This window comes from Salinicola socius, assembly GCF_001937195.1.
GTDB classification, from domain to species: domain Bacteria; phylum Pseudomonadota; class Gammaproteobacteria; order Pseudomonadales; family Halomonadaceae; genus Salinicola; species Salinicola socius.
The window spans coordinates 23,943-43,583 of record NZ_MSDO01000013.1; the positions used below are offsets into that span (position 1 = coordinate 23,943).

General features: G+C 61.4%; 16 protein-coding genes. 9 read left to right on the top strand and 7 right to left on the bottom strand.

What is annotated here, in order from left to right; all coding sequences use genetic code 11:
* Positions 1 to 14 precede the first annotated feature (14 nt).
* The 3 genes from moaE (at position 15) to BTW07_RS10655 (ending at position 1,906) form a co-directional block, all read left to right on the top strand.
* Positions 15 to 470, top strand: coding sequence for a molybdopterin synthase catalytic subunit MoaE (gene moaE / locus BTW07_RS10645; protein ID WP_075570181.1), 456 nt, complete (start codon positions 15 to 17; stop codon positions 468 to 470).
* A complete protein-coding gene (moaA, locus tag BTW07_RS10650) occupies positions 467 to 1,456 on the top strand; it encodes a GTP 3',8-cyclase MoaA (RefSeq protein WP_075570162.1) in 990 nt (329 codons plus the stop codon). The genes moaE and moaA overlap by 4 nt, the downstream gene beginning before the upstream one ends.
* 159 nt (positions 1,457 to 1,615) lie before the next feature.
* Positions 1,616 to 1,906 carry an H-NS family histone-like protein gene (locus BTW07_RS10655; RefSeq protein WP_075570163.1) on the top strand — a complete coding sequence of 97 codons (291 nt, stop codon included), beginning with the start codon at positions 1,616 to 1,618 and terminating at the stop codon, positions 1,904 to 1,906.
* Between the two features lie 171 nt (positions 1,907 to 2,077).
* Here the strand turns inward: BTW07_RS10655 and BTW07_RS10660 are convergent, their stop codons facing one another.
* Positions 2,078 to 3,766, bottom strand: a complete 1,689-nt coding sequence (locus BTW07_RS10660; RefSeq protein ID WP_341864696.1) for a ribonuclease J — start codon at positions 3,764 to 3,766, stop codon at positions 2,078 to 2,080.
* A 264-nt stretch (positions 3,767 to 4,030) separates the two neighbouring features.
* Here BTW07_RS10660 and purU point away from each other — a divergent pair, with 264 nt between their 5' ends.
* On the top strand, positions 4,031 to 4,879 hold the full coding sequence (gene purU / locus BTW07_RS10665; RefSeq protein WP_075570164.1) for a formyltetrahydrofolate deformylase: 849 nt from the start codon (positions 4,031 to 4,033) through the stop codon (positions 4,877 to 4,879).
* A gap of 31 nt (positions 4,880 to 4,910) precedes the next feature.
* Here purU and dinB read toward each other — a convergent pair whose 3' ends face one another.
* Positions 4,911 to 5,987, bottom strand: coding sequence for a DNA polymerase IV (dinB, locus tag BTW07_RS10670; RefSeq protein ID WP_083941768.1), 1,077 nt, complete (start codon positions 5,985 to 5,987; stop codon positions 4,911 to 4,913).
* Positions 5,988 to 6,006: 19 nt separating this feature from the next.
* The gene (gene lexA, locus BTW07_RS10675) at positions 6,007 to 6,654 is read right to left on the bottom strand and encodes a transcriptional repressor LexA (RefSeq protein WP_075570166.1); all 648 of its coding nucleotides are present in this window, start codon (positions 6,652 to 6,654) and stop codon (positions 6,007 to 6,009) included.
* A gap of 289 nt (positions 6,655 to 6,943) precedes the next feature.
* Here lexA and BTW07_RS10680 point away from each other — a divergent pair, with 289 nt between their 5' ends.
* The 3 genes from BTW07_RS10680 (at position 6,944) to BTW07_RS10690 (ending at position 9,374) form a co-directional block, all read left to right on the top strand.
* Entirely contained in the window at positions 6,944 to 7,612 is a 669-nt protein-coding gene (locus BTW07_RS10680) for a TetR/AcrR family transcriptional regulator (protein WP_075570167.1), read from the top strand.
* A gap of 86 nt (positions 7,613 to 7,698) precedes the next feature.
* The gene (nagZ, locus tag BTW07_RS10685; RefSeq protein ID WP_075570168.1) at positions 7,699 to 8,715 is read left to right on the top strand and encodes a beta-N-acetylhexosaminidase; all 1,017 of its coding nucleotides are present in this window, start codon (positions 7,699 to 7,701) and stop codon (positions 8,713 to 8,715) included.
* 86 nt (positions 8,716 to 8,801) lie between these two features.
* Positions 8,802 to 9,374 carry a hypoxanthine-guanine phosphoribosyltransferase gene (locus BTW07_RS10690; RefSeq protein ID WP_075570169.1) on the top strand — a complete coding sequence of 191 codons (573 nt, stop codon included), beginning with the start codon at positions 8,802 to 8,804 and terminating at the stop codon, positions 9,372 to 9,374.
* A 134-nt stretch (positions 9,375 to 9,508) separates the two neighbouring features.
* On the opposite strand, the gene ppsR is transcribed toward BTW07_RS10690, so the two are convergent.
* Positions 9,509 to 10,342, bottom strand: a complete 834-nt coding sequence (gene ppsR / locus BTW07_RS10695) for a posphoenolpyruvate synthetase regulatory kinase/phosphorylase PpsR (protein WP_075570170.1) — start codon at positions 10,340 to 10,342, stop codon at positions 9,509 to 9,511.
* A 280-nt stretch (positions 10,343 to 10,622) separates the two neighbouring features.
* Between ppsR and ppsA the strand changes: the two genes are divergently transcribed.
* Positions 10,623 to 12,995 (top strand): phosphoenolpyruvate synthase, encoded by a 2,373-nt coding sequence (gene ppsA / locus BTW07_RS10700; RefSeq protein WP_075570171.1) that lies wholly within the window; start codon positions 10,623 to 10,625, stop codon positions 12,993 to 12,995.
* A gap of 74 nt (positions 12,996 to 13,069) precedes the next feature.
* On the opposite strand, the gene BTW07_RS10705 is transcribed toward ppsA, so the two are convergent.
* The 3 genes from BTW07_RS10705 to acnB all read right to left on the bottom strand — a co-directional run bounded on the left by BTW07_RS10705 (position 13,070) and on the right by acnB (position 18,501).
* Entirely contained in the window at positions 13,070 to 14,884 is a 1,815-nt protein-coding gene (locus BTW07_RS10705) for a glycerophosphodiester phosphodiesterase (RefSeq protein WP_075570172.1), read from the bottom strand.
* Between the two features lie 173 nt (positions 14,885 to 15,057).
* Positions 15,058 to 15,654, bottom strand: coding sequence for an outer membrane beta-barrel protein (locus BTW07_RS10710; RefSeq protein WP_075570173.1), 597 nt, complete (start codon positions 15,652 to 15,654; stop codon positions 15,058 to 15,060).
* 243 nt (positions 15,655 to 15,897) lie between these two features.
* Positions 15,898 to 18,501, bottom strand: coding sequence for a bifunctional aconitate hydratase 2/2-methylisocitrate dehydratase (acnB, locus tag BTW07_RS10715; protein ID WP_075570183.1), 2,604 nt, complete (start codon positions 18,499 to 18,501; stop codon positions 15,898 to 15,900).
* 424 nt (positions 18,502 to 18,925) lie between these two features.
* Between acnB and BTW07_RS10720 the strand changes: the two genes are divergently transcribed.
* Positions 18,926 to 19,573, top strand: coding sequence for a MiaE family protein (locus tag BTW07_RS10720; RefSeq protein ID WP_075570184.1), 648 nt, complete (start codon positions 18,926 to 18,928; stop codon positions 19,571 to 19,573).
* Positions 19,574 to 19,641: the final 68 nt, after the last annotated feature.

Consider the following 19,641-nt stretch of genomic DNA (forward strand, 5'->3'; position numbering starts at 1 on the left):
GGATCGTCGTGAGGATTGCCATCAACGTACACGATGCACGCTTCGATGCCGAAGTTGAGCAGCAGCGGCTGACGGCAGGGCGGTCCGATGTCGGTGCCGTCGTCAGCTTTACCGGCCGGGTAAGGGATTTCAACGAGCGCCCGGATGTCACCGCACTGACTCTGGAACATTTCCCCGGGATGACCGAGAAGGCGCTGCATGAGATTGCCCGGGAAGCCGGGGAGCGCTGGGCGCTTCAGGGCGTGACTATCATTCATCGTATCGGGCGTCTCGAGCCGGGAGATGCCATTGTCCTGGTCATGACTGCCAGCGCGCATCGTCGCGCGGCGTTCGAGGCATGTGATTTCATCATGGACTATCTGAAAACGCGGGCCCCTTTCTGGAAAAAAGAGCATACCGACCATGGCTCTTACTGGGTGTCCGAACGACAAAGCGATCGCGAGGCTGCGGATCGCTGGGAGCATTCATGACCGCTTTGATCGACAAGTTCTCGCGCCAGGTTCGCTACGTGCGAATCTCGGTGACGGATCGGTGTGATTTTCGCTGTGTCTACTGCATGAGCGAAGAGATGACCTTCTTGCCAAGGGCTCAGGTGCTGTCTCTGGAAGAGCTGCATCAGGTCGCTCGTGCGTTCTCCGAACTGGGCGTGGAGAAGATACGCCTGACCGGCGGCGAGCCGTTGGTACGCAAGGGTATCGATGATCTGGTTGCGGGTATCGGGGCGCTGCCGGGGCTCAAGGACTTCTCCATGACCACCAACGGTGCGGGGTTGCGCAAGCATGCTGAAGCGCTGCATCGCGGCGGAATGACGCGTCTCAACGTCAGCCTTGACTCCCTGAATGGGGAGCGCTTTCGCCAGCTCACGCGGACCGGGGACCTGAACAAGGTCATCGATGGTATTCACGCAGCCCAGGATGCCGGCTTCGAGAAGATCAAGCTCAATGCGGTCATTCTCCGCGGTCGCAATGACGATGAAGTTCTGGATCTGGTGGACTTCGCTCGCGATGAGCATCTGGATATCAGCTTTATCGAGGAAATGCCGTTGGGCGATGTGTCGGATCACTCACGGGGGGAGACGTTCTATTCAAGCGATGATGTGCAGAAAGAGATCGAATCCCGCTATGCGCTGATGCCGTCGACGGAGACAACGGCGGGCCCCTCGCGCTACTTCCGCATGGCGGATAGTGCCAGTCGCATCGGTTTTATCTCCCCCCATAGTCATAATTTCTGCAGCACCTGCAATCGAGTCCGTGTCACCGTCGAAGGGCGTCTGTTGCTGTGTCTGGGCAATGAGCATTCTGTCGATCTACGTGGGACTTTGCGCCGCTATCCTGGCGATCTGACACCGCTCAAGGAGCAGATTGTCGCTGCCATGGATTTGAAGCCGGAACGTCATCACTTTACGACCGACGGTGATGTGCAGGTCGTGCGGTTCATGAATATGACAGGTGGTTGAATTGCTATTTCTCTAATCCGGCGCCAGTTTGTTCTGGATAAAGGCACGCGAATGACGCGTGCCTTTTTGATTTAATTTCTTGCCAAAAAGGATGGTGAGAATATACTTTCATCAAAACAAGCGGTGTGAGCCGTAATGAAATCTGGGAAGGAGAGGACGATGTCCACCGAATCATTGGAGCGCATCGCTCGAAACAAGAATGTCGCGCGGGCTGCTGCGCGTCAGCTGAGCATGGAGCAGCTGCATAAGCTCTCTGAAGTCATCAGCGAAGTGATCGAGCAGAAGCAGGAAGAAGATCATGAGCGCCTCAAAGAAGAGGCTGACAAGCAGAAGAAGTTGGCCGAGATTCGGGAAGCCATGAACAATGCCGGATTGTCGATGGACGACCTGGTAGGCGAGCAGCCCCGGAAGCGTCGTGGGCGTCCGCCGAAGAATGCCAACAAAGGCTGAACCCGGTATCCATGCGCCAAGGCATGTCCGGTATCGTTGTCGAAAGGCATGTCCGAGATCGTTGTCGAAAGACATGTGCGATATTGGCGAAAGGCAGGCTGATCCGGTGTCGGCCTCGTGACAAAAGCGCGTCTGTCATCCAACAGGCGCGCTTTTTCATTGGCCGACGGTTCAACGAGAATGAACCGAGCGGACCTCGTATTCCGGCTGGGGGTCGGCGGGCATCAACTGAAGGTGAATTTCCGGTAGCGCGGGCAGGCGCTCTCGTAACCAGTCGCGCAAGGGGCCGAACAGCTGCTGACGAAGTTGCAGCAGCGTCTCTGCCGGTATGGTGTCTATTCGTTCATCCAGCCAATCGGCTAGCGAGTCCTCATCCAGGGGAAGAGCTATTTCGCTGTCCCACAGCAGTCGACCGATACGAGTCCAGCCTGTCTCGGTGGGCAGTACATTCAGGGCAATCGACAACGAGTGGGAATGCTTGCGAGCCGATACGGGTTGTGTGGGATCGCCGGCGCGCGCGCGCGATCCAATCAACTGCGGTCTCAGGTGGTGCTGGGTTCTGACAACCAGCGTTTCCGCCTCCAGGGCCAGAACGGTGCCGTTCCTGACCAGATGGGGCACGTGAATGCCGAGATCTGCCGCCAGTTCACGATGCGCTTCCTGATGCGACGCTTCCCCGTGAACGGGCAATAATAGTTTCGGTTTTAACCAGCGATAGAGCTGGCGCAGTTCTTCTCGAGCGGGATGCCCCGAGGCGTGCAGGGCCGGGTCGGTGTGCTCATCGTGCACGTTGACACCGAGCCGCTTGAAGCCGGCCTTGAGTCGTTCGATCTGGCGCTCGTTACCGGGAATGGCTCGGGCCGAGAAAATCACGTCGTCCTGTGGTTGCAGATCCAAGGCGGGGTGTCTGCCCTGGGCCATCCGCGATAGCGCCGAGCGCGGCTCCCCCTGACTCCCGGTGGCGATGATCAGCACCTCTTCGGGATACAGGTAGCCCAGATCGTGCGTCGGCACTCGAGGCGGGAAATCATCGAGATACCCCAGCTGAAGAGCGATCGACACCATCCGCTCCATCGAACGGCCAAGCAGGGCCACTCGGCGCCCGCTGCGTTCGGCGATCCCGCCCAGCGCCTTGATACGGGCGATATTGCTGGCAAAACAGCTGACCACGACGCGACCCCGGCAGTTCTGGATGACCGCCTCCAGCGCGCTGGCAGCTTCCGTCTCGCTGCGCGAATGGCCTTCGACGTCGGCGTTGGTCGAGTCGGCCACTACCAGATCGACCGGAGCCAGGGTCTCAAACTGGCTGGCGGACAGCGGGGCGCCGATAAGCGGGCGTTCGTCGAGTTTCCAGTCGCCGGTATGCAGAACGCGATGGCGTGGGGTGACGAGGGAGAGCGCGCAGCTTTCCGGTATCGAGTGCGTCACCGGCAAGAAAGTGACTTCGAAAGCGCCGGACGTCACGCAAGTGCCCGGTTGAACAGGCTTCAGCGCATCGGTCCTGAGCCCCTGCTCGATGAACTTGGCCCGCAGCAGCTCAATGGCCAGCGGGGTGGCATAGACCGGACAATTCCAGCGGGGCCAGATCCAGGCCAGTGCGCCCAGATGGTCTTCATGACCATGGGTGATGAAGACGGCGGAGGGGCTCATCGCGTGGGCTGCGAGGTGTTCGACATCGGGAATCTGGAGGGGCTGATCCGGCAGGTCCTGTCGGATCATCATGCCGCAGTCGACGGCGATCCAATCGCCGTCATAGCCATAAAGCGACAGATTCATGCCGATCTCTCCGCAGCCGCCCAGCGGATGGAACAGCAACGGTGGATAGGTGCGGGGGCGTATCTGCGCGCGCGGACGGAACATCGGCATCCTTAAAGGGTGAAATCTGGTTTCACTATAAGTCATGCGTCTCGACCCGCTCAAACTCGTCGAGGCGGTGGCTGGCCTCCGCGGTTGCGTTACAATGCCGCTTTCGTCGAAGCGGCGGGCCGCGCCGGGTCATGCCGGGGATGATCCGTCATCCGGAATCGTCCTTTAGAGCGGCTTTCGAACCAGCGCGTGTTTTCGAGTCACCGCACAAGTTCGTGCCACCGCGTATTTCCGAGTCAGAGAGTGTTACCGAGAGCCATGCCGCACAATTACCGTTTGATCGTTTCCTGCCCCGACCGCGTGGGCATCGTCTCGCGCGTATCGGGATTCATCGCTGCCCAGGATGGCTCGATCGTCGAAGCCAGTCAGCATTCCGATCTGGATATGGGGCGATTTTTCATGCGCTACGACATTCAGTCCAATGCGCTGAGCGCCGACGCGTTCCGTGAGGCGTTCGCTCCCATCGCCGACGAGTTCGAGATGACCTGGCGACTGAGTGACACCGGCCGGCGTCCGCGGGTGGTGATCATGGTGTCGCGGGAATCCCACTGCCTGGTCGATCTGCTCTATCGCTGGTCCGCCGGTGAGCTCGACTGCGATATTCCCTGCGTGATCTCCAACCATGAAGACCTGCGCGCCCTGGTGGCGTGGCACGGTATACCGTTTCACCACGTGCCGGTCGATCCCGAAGACAAGGCTTCCGCTTTCGCCCGGACCGAGCGTCTGATCGAAGCGGCCGAAGCCGACTGCGTGGTGCTGGCGCGATACATGCAGATCCTGCCACCGGATATCTGCCAGCGTTATGCTGGGCGGGTGATCAATATCCACCACAGCTTTTTGCCGTCGTTCGCCGGCGCCAAACCCTATCATCAGGCCTTCGAGCGTGGCGTCAAACTGATCGGTGCGACCTGCCACTACGTTACCGAAGAGCTCGATGCCGGGCCGATCATCGAACAGGACATCCAGCGCGTGTCGCACTGCCATACGCCACAGGATCTGGTGCGGCTGGGGCGTGACGTGGAAAAGGCGGTGCTGTCACGGGGCCTGCGCTGGCATCTGCAGGACCGCGTGCTCATTCACGGCAACAAGACGGTGGTGTTCTCGTGAGCGTGTTTGCTTGACCAGCGCCGACCGGAGCTCAGGGTAGGCGCGTGCTGGGCGCATCGAGGTCGTCGAACAACCCCAACTGGTGATGATCCGGTTCCGGCATCAGGCGAACACCCACGCCCAGCAATCTGACGGGACGTTCTCCCCGATGCCAGGCGCTCTCCAGCAGTTCGTGAAAGCGCGCGTGAATGATGCCGGTGGCTCCCGTCTCCTGGGTGGTGCTGGCGAAGTCGTTGAACCGGACTTTGACGAACTGTTTGGCGATGGCTGGATCTCCGTGCCGCGCCAGGCGATCGTGGAGTTTCTCGATCAACGGCGCCAACGCCTGATGGCAGCCGGCAAGGTGGGGGAGGTCATGGTCGTAGGTGGTTTCGACACTGACCGATTTTCGCTCGCGGGAGACGTTGACCGGCCGATCATCGATGCCGTGGGCGAGTTCGTGAAGTCTTCGGCCGAACTTGCCGAACTGATCCAGCAGCCGGTCCAGCGGCTGAATGCGCAGGTCGCGGCAACTGGCGATCCCCAGGGCGTCGAGTTTGGCCGCCGTTGCGGGGCCGACACCGTGAAGCTTTTTCACCGGCAGATCGGTGATGAATGACTCCGTCCGTTCCGGCGGAATCACGAACAGACCGTCAGGCTTGTCCCAGTCACTGGCGATCTTGGCGAGAAACTTGTTGGGCGCGGCACCTACGGAAATGACGATTCCCGTTCTCGCGAGCGCTTCCTCCTTGAGCCATCGGGCCATCCAGGTGGCGCTGCCCTGGAACCGAGACACTTGCGTGACGTCGAGATAGGCTTCGTCGAGAGACAGCGGTTCGACCAGTGGCGTCAGCTCGTGGAAGATGGTCTGGATCTGTCGCGAGACCTCTCGATACTTGTCGAAGTCGGGTGAAATCACCTTCAGCTGGGGACACAAGCGCAAGGCGCGCGCCGTGGGCATCGCCGAGTGTACGCCGAACTTGCGGGCCGGGTAGTTGCAGGTGGCGATCACACCGCGGCGATCGGCGCTTCCCCCGATCGCCAGCGGCACACCCTGCAGAGAAGGGTCGTCGCGAATCTCCACGGCCGCGTAGAAGCAGTCGCAGTCGGCGTGCAGGATCTTGCGCACGGGGTCGGACACTGACGACTCAGTGGAGGCCCGAGCCATTGCCACCGCGAATGACGCCGACTCCCAATCCTTCGATTTCCAGATGCTGAAGTTCGAGATCGATCACGATCGGCTCGAAATCGGCGTTTTCGGCGATCAACGTGACGCGGCTGCCCTCGCGCTGAAAACGCTTGACGGTGACATCGTCATCCAGTCGTGCCACGACGATCTGCCCATTGCGTATTTGCTGGGTCCGATGCACGGCGAGCAGGTCGCCATCGAAGATGCCGGCATCCTTCATCGAGAGCCCGCGTACGCGCAGGAGATAATCGGCGCTGGGGGAGAAGTAGTCGGCCGGCAGCGGGCAGTAGCGGTCGATATGTTCGGTCGCGAGAATCGGGCTGCCGGCAGCGACGCTACCGATGATCGGCAAACCGGACGACTGAGGCTCGGCGGGCTCGGATTCGTTGCCACTGGCCGGCAGGCGAATCCCGCGAGACGTTCCGGGGATCATGCGGATGACGCCTTTCCGGTCCAGCGCTCGCAGGTGTTCCTCGGCAGCGTTGGGGGAGCGAAAGCCCAGCGCTCGGGCGATCTCGGCTCGCGTTGGCGGGTAGCCGAACTCGGCCATCGTCTTGACGATGAAGTCATAGACAGTCTGCTGCCGTGCGGTGAGCGGTCTCGCCATTGGGTCTCTCCCGGGCCTGTGTCATCGATCTGATTGGTGCGAGCCTGCTTGAATCGCCAGGCGCTTTCTGACCGTCTGCCAGGTTCATGCGGGCCCGGCAAATGGTCAGGCGTGTTCATGCATACAGGCTGGAATTGTATCCAGTCATTGTCGGTGAGGGAAGTGCCTTTCGGCTCGAGTTGGCGGGGTGGTGACCCCGACCCGACGAATTGGCGGATTGTGCCTCTCGTCACGGAATGATTAGAATCATAATCGTTCTAAGTTGTTGTTCTCTGGCGCGAGGTAAGACATGGCCCATTCCGACACCGTTACTCGTATTCTCGATACGGCGGAGGTCCTTTTTGCCGAAAAGGGTTTCGCTGAAACCTCGCTGCGCAACATCACGACGCGAGCCAAGGTCAATCTGGCTGCCGTGAATTATCATTTCGGTTCCAAGAAATCGCTGATCCAGGCGGTGTTCGCCCGCTATCTCGATCCGTTCTCGCAGCGCTTGAACGCGGCACTCGATGGGCTGGAGTCGCGCTACCAGGGCAAACAGGTGCCTCTCGAGGTGCTGCTGGAGCAACTGGCCGTCAGCGTTCTGGAGGTGCCGGGCGAACGCAACAGCCTCAAGGTTTTCATGAAATTGCTGGGCCTGGCGTATGCCCAGGCGCAGGGCCATCTCCGGCGCTATATCCAGGAGCACTACGGCGAAACGTTTCGCCGGTTCGTGGCGTGCCTGCGCCTGGCAACGCCGGATCTTCCGGATGCCGAGCGTTTCTGGCGTCTGCATTTCATGCTGGGCACGGTGGTCTTCACGCTTTCGGGCCTGGACGCGTTGCGAGATATCGCCGATAGCGAGTACCAGGAGCACATGTCGGTTCGGGAGCTGATCCGGCATCTGCGGCCCGTCGTGGTAGCCGGCATGCAGGCGCCGCTGCCGGCATCGCTGGAGGGGATCGACGCGGCCGTGGAGTGAGTCGGTCCCTCTGGCGGCCGGCTGGCTCTGTCATGCAGCAGCGGTGTCGTCTAGAATCGGGCGCTCAATGGTCTCAGGTGTTTGCTATGACTCAACCTCTCGGTCCGGTCATGCTGGATGTGGAAGGGACTCATCTGCGTGATGAGGAGCGGCAGTTGATTGCTCGCGCGGAGGTCGGCGGCGTGCTGCTGTTTGCCAGAAATACGCCGGACGTCGCCACCACCCGGACGCTGATCGGGCAGATTCGTGAATGCCGCCCCGACATTCTGGTGGCGATCGACCAGGAAGGTGGCCGGGTACAGCGTTTGAAGGAGGGGGTGACGCAGATTCCCTCCATGGCAACGCTGGGTCGGCAATTCGCCGAGTCTCCCGAAGCGGCATTGACGCTGACCCAGGACACGGGCTGGCTCCTGGGCATGGAGATGGCGGCCTGTGGCTTCGATGTGACCTTTGCGCCGGTTCTGGATCTCGACGATGACCGCTCTCCGGCCATCGGTTCGCGGAGTTTTTCTCCGGATCCGGAGGTGGTCACGGCATTGGCTGGTGCGTTCATCGAAGGGCTTCACGAAGCGGGGATGGTCGCGATCGGCAAGCATTTCCCCGGGCACGGCGGGGCTCGCCAGGACTCCCACTTCAAGGTGGCGGAAGACCCCCGCTCGCTGGCGGAGCTGCGCGAGCACGATCTGGTTCCTTTCGCCAGGTTGGCCGGCAAGCTGGATGGCATCATGCCGGCGCATGTCATCTATTCCGCCTTCGACGACCGCCCGGCCGGCTTCTCGCCCAGTTGGCTCGGCATGTTGCGCGAAGAGCTGGGATTCAAGGGCGCAATCTTTTCGGATGACCTGACCATGGCCGCGGCACATGCTGCCGGGTCGCCCAGCGAGCGGGCCGAGGCCGCCTGGAATGCGGGATGTGACATGGCCGTGATCTGCAATGCCCCCGAGGCTGCCCGAGAGGTCGTCGCGGCCTCTGAAGGCCGTCAGGCGCCGCGGATCGCCAAGTTGCGCTACGCGCGGGCGCGTCCCAGTCTGGAATCGTTGGGCGCCATCGCCCGGTGGCGACGCGCCCACGTTCGTCTCGAGGCGCTCAGCCAATCCGAGTGATGGATACCGGGCGCCGTTTCCTGTCTATTCCGGTGGCGGCAGATCGATGAATCTGCCGCCGCTCTTTTCATGGTGAATCGTAAACGATGACTCAAGTCTCACCGATCGATGCGCTGAGCTCGATGCAGGATATCATGGACAACGCCGATTGCCTGATCGATCAGACCCAGGTCGAGCAAGCCCTGGATCGCATGGCTGCCGATATCACGCGCGACCTGGGTGACAAACTGCCGGTCTTCTACTGCGTCATGAATGGCGGTCTGATTACCACGGGCCATCTGCTGACGCGGCTCGGATTTCCGCTGGAGGTCGATTATCTTCACGCCACTCGCTATCGCGGCGGCATTCGCGGTGGCGAGCTGTTCTGGCGCGTGTCGCCGGAAGTGCCCATGGCGGGCCGTCATGTGGTGATCGTCGACGACATTCTGGATGAAGGGGCGACGCTGGCGGCGATCCTCGAGTATTGCCGCCAGGCCGGCGCGGCAAGCATTTCCACCGCAGTGCTGGTCGACAAGCGCCACGATCGCAAATCTTCTCCCGACCTCAAAGCGGACTACTGTGGTCTGGAAGTCGTTGACCGTTACGTGTTCGGCTTCGGCATGGACTACAAGGGATATTGGCGCAACGCGCCGGGCATCTTTGCGCCCAAGGGGCTGTGACCAGGGGCTGTGACCAGGGGCTTGTGACCAAGCGGCTTTGATTAAGGGACTTGTGACCAAGAGGCTTGTGGCCATGCGTCTCGCCCCTTGCCTGGGCTATCCCGGTCGAGCCGCCTGCCACGCTTTCGGCCCGCTCAACGCGGGCTGAATCGTCTCTGAAGACCGGTCTCGTTCATCATTCGCGTCGAAATCTCCTCGATCGAAAAGCGCGTGGTGTCGATGTAGGAAATATTGTGGCGCCGATAGAGTGCTTCCGCCTGGCCGATCTCCTGCATGCACTGGTCCATCGAACAGTAACGGCTGTCGGGACGGCGTTCGGTTCGAATCGCCGACAGTCGGCGTGCGTCGATGGTCAAGCCAAACAGCTTGTGACGATGTCTGGACAGCGTCGGGGGCAGGTTGAGAATGCCGTTCTCGTCCAGATCGTCCTCGGTCAGCGGATAGTTGGCCGCGCGAATGCCGAACTGCAGCGCCAGGTAGAGCGAGGTGGGTGTCTTGCCGCACCGGGAGACACCGATCAGGATGACGTCTGCTTCCTCGTATTGATGCGTGCGTGCGCCGTCGTCGTTGTCCAGCGCGAAATTGACCGCCTCGATCCGATGCATGTAGACGTCGTCGCGGCCGATCGCATGCGTGCGGCCGACGGTGTAGGTCGAATGGGTCTCCAGTTCCACCTCGAGCGGAGCGAGAAAGGTGGAAAAGATATCGACCTTGAACGCCGATGACTGCGAAACGATATCGCGAATCGCCTGGTCGACGATGGTGTCGATGACGATGGGGCGAATGCCGTCGCGCTCGGCGGTGGCCTCGATGATGCCGACCAGCGAGCGTGCCTTGTCGAGCGTGTCGATATACGGCTTGGTGACCTGGATGAAGTCTGTATTCTCGAACTGGGAGAGCAGGCTGCGACCCAGGGTTTCCGCGGTAATGCCGGTGCCGTCGGAGATGAAGAAAGCGGTGCGGGGCATGGCGTTCCATCCGTGTTTGTCGAACGGCTATTGTCGATCGAAATCTCCGCTGCGGGCAACTCGTTGACTTTGCGGACGCCGCGCCGGTCTCGCCGACTACAGGAATCCCGGAAAACGCGGAATTCCTGTAGTAATACTCCAAACCCTACGCCCTTAAACTTGTGGCTAAGCCCAAAGTCGCCTGTTAGCTTCTGGCTCCATCGAGGTGCAGCGGGATGCGCCATGGGCAAAAGAAGATGGCCAGTGAACCTTGGCCGGACGAGACCACCAGGAGATGACTTTGGAACCGTTCATCATCACGTTCGAGCAACTGGGAATGTCCGACGTCGAGCGCGTCGGCGGCAAGAACGCCTCGCTGGGGGAGATGATCTCCAATCTGGCGGATGCCGGTGTCACCGTGCCGGGTGGGTTCGCGACCACGGCGCACGCCTATCGCGAGTTTCTGGCCCATGACGGGTTGAATGATCGCATCAACGCCGAGCTCGCCAGGCTCGATGTCGACGACACCGAGTTGCTGGCCAAAGTGGGCGCGAAAGTGCGTCAGTGGGTGATTGATACGCCGTTGCCGCCAGCTTTCGAAAGTGCGCTGGCCGATGCCTATCAGACTCTGCAAGCCAGGCATCCCAATCTCAAGGTGGCGGTACGTTCGTCGGCAACGGCGGAGGATCTGCCCGATGCATCGTTCGCGGGCCAGCAGGAAACCTTCCTCAATATCGATGGTTTCGACAACGTCAAACGGGCGGTTCATGAGGTCTTCGCCTCGCTGTTCAACGATCGTGCCATCTCCTACCGCGTGCACCGCGGCTACGCTCACGAGAATGTGGCTCTCTCTGCCGGGGTGCAGAAGATGGTGCGTTCCGAGACCGCCTCGGCCGGCGTGATGTTCACGCTGGATACCGAATCGGGCTATCGTGATGCGGTCTTCGTGACCGGTGCCTGGGGGCTGGGCGAGACGGTGGTGCAGGGCGCGGTCAACCCCGACGAGTTCTACGTCCACAAGCCGACGCTGGCGGCAGGCAAGCCGGCGGTGCTGCGGCGTACGCTGGGGTCCAAGAGAATCAAGATGGTCTATACCGATGACGCCGCCGCAGGTCGATCGGTCAAGACCGTCGACGTGGCTCACGCGGATCGTCAGCGCTTCTGCCTCAGCGATGACGACGTCATGGATCTGGCGCGTCAGGCCGTGACCATCGAGAAGCACTATGGTCGGCCGATGGACATCGAGTGGGCCCGCGACGGCGATGATGGCAAGCTCTATATCGTTCAGGCGCGACCGGAAACGGTGGTGTCGAATCAGCAAGTGGGCTCCCTCGAGCGGTTCACGCTCAAGCACAAGAGTCGCGTACTGGTCGAGGGTCGCGCCATCGGGCAGCGCATCGGTCAAGGCAAGGTCAAGCTGGTGGGATCGCCGGAAGAGATGCACAAGGTGCAGCCTGGCGACGTACTGGTGACCGACATGACCGATCCGGACTGGGAGCCGATCATGAAGCGGGCTTCCGCGATCGTGACCAACCGCGGCGGGCGCACCTGCCATGCGGCGATCATCGCTCGCGAGCTGGGTATTCCCGCGGTGGTGGGCTGTGGCGATGCCACCACGTTGCTGGAAGACGATGTCGAAGTGACGGTTTCCTGTGCCGAGGGCGATACCGGCCATGTCTATCAGGGCAAGCTCGAGTTCGAGTGTCAGACGACCAGCGTCGATGGCATGCCCGAGATTCCGTTCAAGATCATGATGAACGTCGGCAACCCCGACCGAGCCTTCGCCTTCGCGGGACTGCCCAACGACGGCATCGGACTGGCGCGTCTGGAGTTCATCATCAACCGCATGATCGGAGTCCATCCGCGAGCATTGATGGACTACGACAAGCTCTCCAGCGACCTGCAGCAGACCATCGACCTGCGTACGGCGGGCTACGCCGATCCGGTCAGTTTTTATGTCGATCGCCTCGTCGAGGGCATCTCGACGCTGGCGGCTGCGTTCTACCCCAAGCGGGTGATCGTGCGGCTGTCGGATTTCAAGTCCAATGAATACGAGAACCTGATCGGGGGCAAACTCTACGAGCCGGGTGAAGAGAACCCGATGCTGGGCTTCCGCGGTGCATCACGCTATATCTCTGACGATTTCCGCGCCTGTTTCGAGCTGGAATGTCGGGCCCTGAAGCGTGTTCGCGACGAGATGGGGCTCACCAATGTCGAGATCATGGTGCCGTTCGTGCGCACCCCTGCCGAAGGCAAGGCGGTTGTCGATCTGCTCGAGGCCAACGGCCTCAAGAGCGGCGAAGCGGGGCTGAAGATCATCATGATGTGCGAGCTGCCCTCGAATGCGCTGCTGGCCGACGAGTTCCTCGAGCACTTCGACGGTTTCTCCATCGGCTCCAACGATCTGACGCAGCTGACGCTGGGGCTGGATCGGGATTCCGCAATCATCGCGCACCTTTTCGATGAGCGTGATCCTGCCGTCAAGAAGCTCCTGTCGATGGCGATTCAGGCTTGCAAGGCGCAGGGCAAGTACGTAGGCATTTGCGGTCAGGGTCCATCGGATCACCCGGAACTCGCCAAATGGCTGATGGAGCAGGGTATCGATTCCGTCTCCCTGAATCCGGATGCCGTACTCGAGACCTGGTTCATGTTGGCGGGTGAGACCCTGGGCTGAGCCTCACCCCCACGACACGTTTCCGAGTCGGCCGGCGCGATACATTCGCGCCGGCTTTTTCGTGCCGTCGATAGTCAGGAACGCAGCCAGTTGCGCAGTTTGACCAGCAGCAGCTCACCGTCGGACATCCCGCGGCGCTCCTCGAGAATCCGGGTCAATGCTTCGGGGCGATCGGTGATGATGTTGTCGACGCCCATATCCAGATAGCGTGACATGTCGCCGATGTCGTTGACGGTCCATACCGCGACACCGCGGCCGCTGTCATGGATGGTTCGCAGCAGACTCGGCGTCGCCTGCGTGTGGCGCAAGCCGATGATATCGGCGTCCGTCGTGTTCAGTGCGCCGGGCAGCACGAACTGCAGAAAGAGCGTGGTGCGCATGTCGTCGTCGAGTCCCTTGACCATCTCTATGACACCGGGAGACAGCGACGCGATGACGGCATGATCCGTCATCCGGCTGGCTTTCAGTTGGGCGAGAACCTGGCGGGCCAGCTGCTCGGCGGTCCCGGGCGTCGGCTTGAGCTCGACATAGAGCCCGATACGATGTTTCGCGTTGTCGAGAATCTGCTGGAAGGTGGGAATGCGTTCACCGACAAAGGCGTCGCCGAAGTAGGAGCCCACGTCGACCTGCTCGATCTCCTCGAGCGTCATGTCGCTGATATTGCGATCGACGCCGGTCAGCCGGCTGAGGTTGTTGTCGTGGGAGACGACGACCTCGCCGTCACCGCTCAGACGCACGTCGAGCTCCAGATAGTCGGCGCCGTCGACGATGGCCTGGTTCATGGCCGCCAGCGTGTTCTCCGGCGCGACCAGCGAACTCCCGCGATGGGCGGTAATGGTGACATGATCGTTGATCTCGAAGCCGTGCAGTATCCATCCCGCCTGGCCCAGCGCGAACACCAGTAGCAGGATTTCCGCGCCCCAGGCGATGACCCCGGAGCGTTGCGGTATGGCAGCGGAGCGAAATACTGCCACGCGTCCGATGGCACGGTGATAGAGCGTGATGACCAGCATGCTGTTGGCCGCGATACCCAGAAAGGTCAGCGCGATCGTGGTGACGATATAGAGCGCCAGATAAGCCAGCATGGCCGGTACCAGCACGCTGTTGCGCTCGGGCAGCTGACCCAGCAGCGCACTGCCCAGTGCATTGAAGCCGAGGGTGAAGACGATCGGAATGGCGATCACCAGCAGGGCGATGCCGACCACCAGCAGCGCCATGCGGAAACGCCGGCCTTGGGTCAGCTCGCGGCTACGTTCCAGGGCGGCAATTGGCTTCAAGCCTTCCAGCATCATCGAGGGCAGAGCCAGGAACCAGCGAAAATAGAGGGCGGCGCTCAGCAGTACGAGAACCAGGAGGATGGGCGTGGCGATCGCAACAAAATCCCACAGCACTGGCGGTTTGAGATGAATCAGAATGTAGGGTTCGATATCGCCCAGCATCGCGTGGTACAGATGCGCGAGTCCGATGGCAAACGGCGCGGCAAGCAGCAGGTGACTGCCGACCTGAAGGAAAGTCAGCGTCACCAGGGCTGGAAAACGGCGCAGTACGTCCCACAGCGAGCCCATGGCCACGCGATAGCGGTTGCCGGCCGGACTCGAGACGACGAGCATCATTCCGGCCTGCTGGAGAAAAATCACCAGAAAACTGAGCCCCACGGCCGCGAGCAGCCAGATCAGACCCCACGGCGACAGCGCGACATCGAGGATCTGACCGTTGCTGAGCACCGGTCGGCCGATACGATGGAGCAGGCCGGAGAGGGTGTTGGCCGACAGCGGCACCCATACCGCCGAGGCCAGCAGGGTAAAGAATAGATGGAACGCGATCAGCGAGCGCAGGTGGGCGCGAATCTGGCGTGCGATATCCTGAATGAGCGGTCGGGGAGCTAGCATGGCGTCGAGGCGGCGTTCCTTCCTGGATCGAGTGGTCTCGGCGGTGAATGATGACGCATGACAGAGCGTCATAGTGTTGTCTTCAACCCGTCATATATGCAAGTTGGTGCCGCATGCCGGCAACGGAAAGGCCGCCCGAGGGCGGCCTGGAGGCGACAGTCGAGACGGGCCGTCTAGAATTGCCAGCCCACCGAAGCGGTATAGGTATCGATTTGATAGTCGCTATCGAAATCATAGCGTTCATACTCGGTGCGCAGCAGGAGGTGTTGGTAATGGAACTGGACACCACCGCCATAGACCGGATCGATACCGTCATTGTCATCGAGATCGCCTGAGGTGGCGCCGAGGTTGCCGCTGGCATCCGTTTCCCATCTGGCCATCCCCGCCTTGGCGAAAAGCTCGAAGCCGGCGCCGACCGGTAGCTTGCCGACAAGACTGAGACCGTAGGCCTTGCTCTTGAGATCGACAACGTTGCCGCCGCGAATCAGGTTGGCCTCGCCCAGGTCGGTGTAGAAAGCCTCGGTGGCGAAGTAGCGGTTGTACTCGTAGCCGACGAAAGCCTTGTAGACGCTGTCATCATTATCGACCCGGTAGGTTTCACCGCCGGCGCCGGCGAACTTGCCGATGTCGCTGTCGCTACCCTGTACCTCGCCGTAGCCGCCGCCGATACCGAGATAGAGGCCGTCGGCGTTGGCGGCCTGTGCCGCCGGCGCAGCGAGTACCAGTGGCGATAGCGCGACCGGCAGCGCCATCCAAGCTTGAATCCTCATGGTCGATCTCCTGTTGTTGGGCCTGGGTGGGGACTTGTCGGCCGTACATGTCTTGCCGCTATCCCTCGAGAGAGCGCCACGAGAATAGCGAACAGCGTTTGATGATGGATAGGACTCTAATTTCAGCCTTCGAGGGAAGCAAGGATTACCGCCACTTGCTATGACGAGCACAAAAAAACGCCCCACATCAGCGGGGCGTTTCGGTGACCTCTTCATGAAGCTGCGAGCATCGGAAGAGACGTATCAGGCTTCCTGGGCGACCGGAATGACGGTAGCGGCCGCTTTCTGGAAGTCCTCTATCTCATGGAAGTTCAGGTAGCGGTAGATTTCCCCCGCCATGGCATTGAACTCGCCCATGGTAGCTTTGTATTCCTCGACCGTTGGCAGGCGGCCCTCGACGGCGGCAATCGCCGCAAGTTCTGCCGATGCCAGATAGACATTGGCACCGTCGCCCAATCGGTTGGGGAAGTTGCGCGTTGAGGTGGATACCACGGTGGATTTCGGCGCCACACGTGCCTGGTTGCCCATGCAGAGAGAGCAGCCCGGCATCTCCATGCGCGCGCCAGCCTTGCCGTAAATGCCGTAGTAGCCTTCCTCGGTCAGCTGATGTTGATCCATCTTGGTCGGCGGCGCAAGCCACAGCCGTGTTTTCAGGCTGCCAGGAGGCTGTTTTTCGAGCAATTTCCCGGCGGCACGGAAGTGACCGATGTTGGTCATGCAGGAGCCGATGAAGACTTCGTCGATCTGTGTACCGGCCACTTCGGAAAGTAGGCGGGCGTCGTCCGGATCGTTGGGGGCGCACAGCACCGGCTGGTCGATCTCGGCCAGATCGATCTCGATCACTGCGGCGTATTCGGCGTCGGCATCGGCGCGCATCAGGCTGGGGTCGGCCAGCCATGCTTCCATGGCTTCAATGCGGCGTTCCAGCGTGCGGCGATCGCCATAGCCTGCGCTGATCATCCACTTCAGCAGCGTGACGTTGGAATTCAGATATTCCGTGACGCGATCCTCTCCCAGCGTGATGGTGCAACCGGCGGCACTGCGCTCGGCGGAGGCGTCCGAGAGCTCGAACGCCTGCTCGGCGGTGAGATCCTCGAGACCTTCGATCTCCAGGATGCGACCGGAGAAGATATTTTTCTTGCCGGATTTGGCGACGGTCAGATGACCGCTCTGGATCGCGTGATAGGGAATCGCGTGGACCAGGTCGCGCAGGGTGATGCCGGGTTGACGCTCGCCCTTGAAGCGAACCAGAACCGATTCCGGCATGTCCAGCGGCATGACGCCGGTAGCCGCAGCGAAGGCCACCAGACCCGATCCGGCGGGGAAGGAGATGCCCAGCGGGAAGCGGGTATGGGAGTCACCGCCGGTGCCGACCGTATCCGGCAGCAGCATGCGGTTGAGCCAGGAGTGGATGATGCCGTCGCCGGGACGCAGAGACACGCCCCCACGATTCATGATGAAGTCGGGCAGGGTGTGATGCGTTTCGACGTCGACCGGCTTGGGGTAGGCAGCGGTGTGGCAGAAGGACTGCATCACCAGATCGGCCTGGAAGCCGAGGCACGCCAGGTCCTTGAGCTCGTCGCGAGTCATCGGTCCGGTAGTGTCCTGCGAACCGACGGTGGTCATCTTCGGCTCGCAGTACATGCCGGGGCGAACGCCATCCATGCCGCAGGCCTTGCCGACCATCTTCTGGGCCAGGGTGAATCCCTTGCCGGTATCGATCGGCTGTTCCGGCTTGCGGAAGATGTTCGAGCCCGGCAGGCCAAGTTCATTACGGGCCTTTTCGGTCAGGCCGCGACCGATGATCAGCGGAATACGGCCGCCGGCGCGCACTTCATCGAGAATGACCTGGGTCTTGAGTGCGAAGGTGGAAACCACTTCGTCGCTATCGTGACGGGTCACTTTGCCTTCGTAGGGGAAGACGTCGATCACGTCGCCCATTTCGAGCTTGTCGACGTCCATTTCGATCGGCAGGGCGCCGGCATCTTCCATCGTGTTGAAAAAGATGGGCGCGATCTTGCCGCCGAAGCAGAAACCGCCTGCGCGCTTGTTGGGCACGTACGGAATGTCGTCGCCGAAGAACCACAGCACCGAATTGGTAGCGGACTTGCGCGAGGAGCCGGTGCCCACCACGTCCCCGACATAGGCCACCGGGAAGCCTTTCGCCCTGACCGCTTCGATCTGTGACATCGGCCCTTTGGAACCGGCGACTTCCGGCTCGATGCCTTCGCGGGGGTTCTTGAGCATGGCGTTGGCATGCAGCGGGATGTCCGGTCGTGACCAGGCGTCCGGCGCCGGCGAGAGATCGTCGGTGTTGGTTTCGCCCGGCACCTTGAACACCGCGATGCTGATCTTCTCGGGCAGTGCCGGCCTGGCCAGGAACCACTCGGCATCGGCCCAGGATTCGACCACGCGCTGCGCGATCGCATTGCCATTCTTGGCGCGTTCGGCGACATCGTGGAAGGCATCGAACATCAGCAATGTGTGCTTCAGCTGTTCGCCGACTTCCTGAGCCAGTTCGCTGTCATCGAGCAGTTCGACCAGCGTGGCGATGTTGTAGCCGCCCTGCATCGTTCCCAGAAGCTTGACCGCGTGAATTCTGTCGATCAGCGGTGAGCTCGCTTCACCCTTGGCGATAGCGGTGAGGAACCCTGCCTTGACGTAAGCGGCTTCATCGACGCCCGGCGGCACGCGATCGGTGATCAGTTCGAGGAGAAACGCCTCTTCGCCAGCTGGCGGCTGCTTCAGCAGCTCGATCAGCTGGGCAGTCATTTCGGCGTTCAACGGCTTCGGTGGCACGCCCTCCAGGGCGCGCTCCTCGACATGTTGGCGGTAAGCTTCAAGCACGGTGGAGAGCCTCATCTAGTGTTAGAGCCCGCATGAGCAATGCGTTTTCCCGGTCGCCGGAAGGGGGGATTCCCGTCGACCGAGATCGGCTGCGGTGGGCGCAGCGAAGTCTACGTGAAACTGTCGACAATGTTAAGAAGCCGCTGGTGATCGGCTTTGCGGCGGGTATGTGCGTAGCAAGTCAATGCCACCATGGTCGGGAAAATGGCTATCGAAGTCTGATCCTGCAGGCGCTACCATGACGCCATGCTTCATCGAATCCACTCTGATTCAACGCATCGAGCCAGGCGAACCGCTCCCCGCGCCGCGAATCGCCCTGGGGCGGCCCCGGCCTATCGATGCTATCGGGTGTCTCCTGTCCTCACTTCACGCGCTCGACAGTCACCTGTCGACCGCTCGACTAACGCCCATGCCGACCGAACCCATGACGAATTGCCCCGATCCCGCCACCGACGATCTGCTGCCGGTCGAGCTGCTCGACTTTCTGCCGTGTAACACCCCGCAGCGCTGGATAGACGCGGCGCTGGAGAATCCGGCGCTGCTGCTGATCGACCACGCACAGTGCGAGAAGAAAGCGGCGTCGACCGCCATGAGTCTGATGTTTCGTTACGTCGACCGTCCGGAGCTGTTGACCAAGATGTCGCAGCTGGCCCGTGAAGAGCTTCTGCACTTCGAGCAGGTCGTCGGGCTGATGCAGGGGCGGGGCATCGATTATTCCCATATTCCGGCGTCGCGCTACGCCGAGGGGCTGCGCGAGCACGTGGCGCGCGAGGAGCCCCAGCGCCTGATCGATATCCTGATCGTCGGCGCGTTCATCGAGGCGCGCTCGTGTGAGCGTTTTGCCAGGCTGATCCCCCATCTCGACGAGTCTCTTGCCAGGTTCTATCGCTCGCTGGTGCGATCGGAAGGACGGCATTTCGAGGATTATCTGGGGCTCGCGGAGCGCTATGCCGGCAAGGCCTTCGTCGCGGAGCGGGTGGCCCGCTTCGCAACCCACGAGCAGGCGTTGATTGAAGGCGAAGATGCCATGTTTCGCTTCCATAGCGGCGTGCCGGCAGCGCGGGATCATTGAGCCGCGGACTCGCGCCACTGCACGTTGCCGAGCTGCGGCCGTACCGATCGACTGAGCGGGTCGGGTAC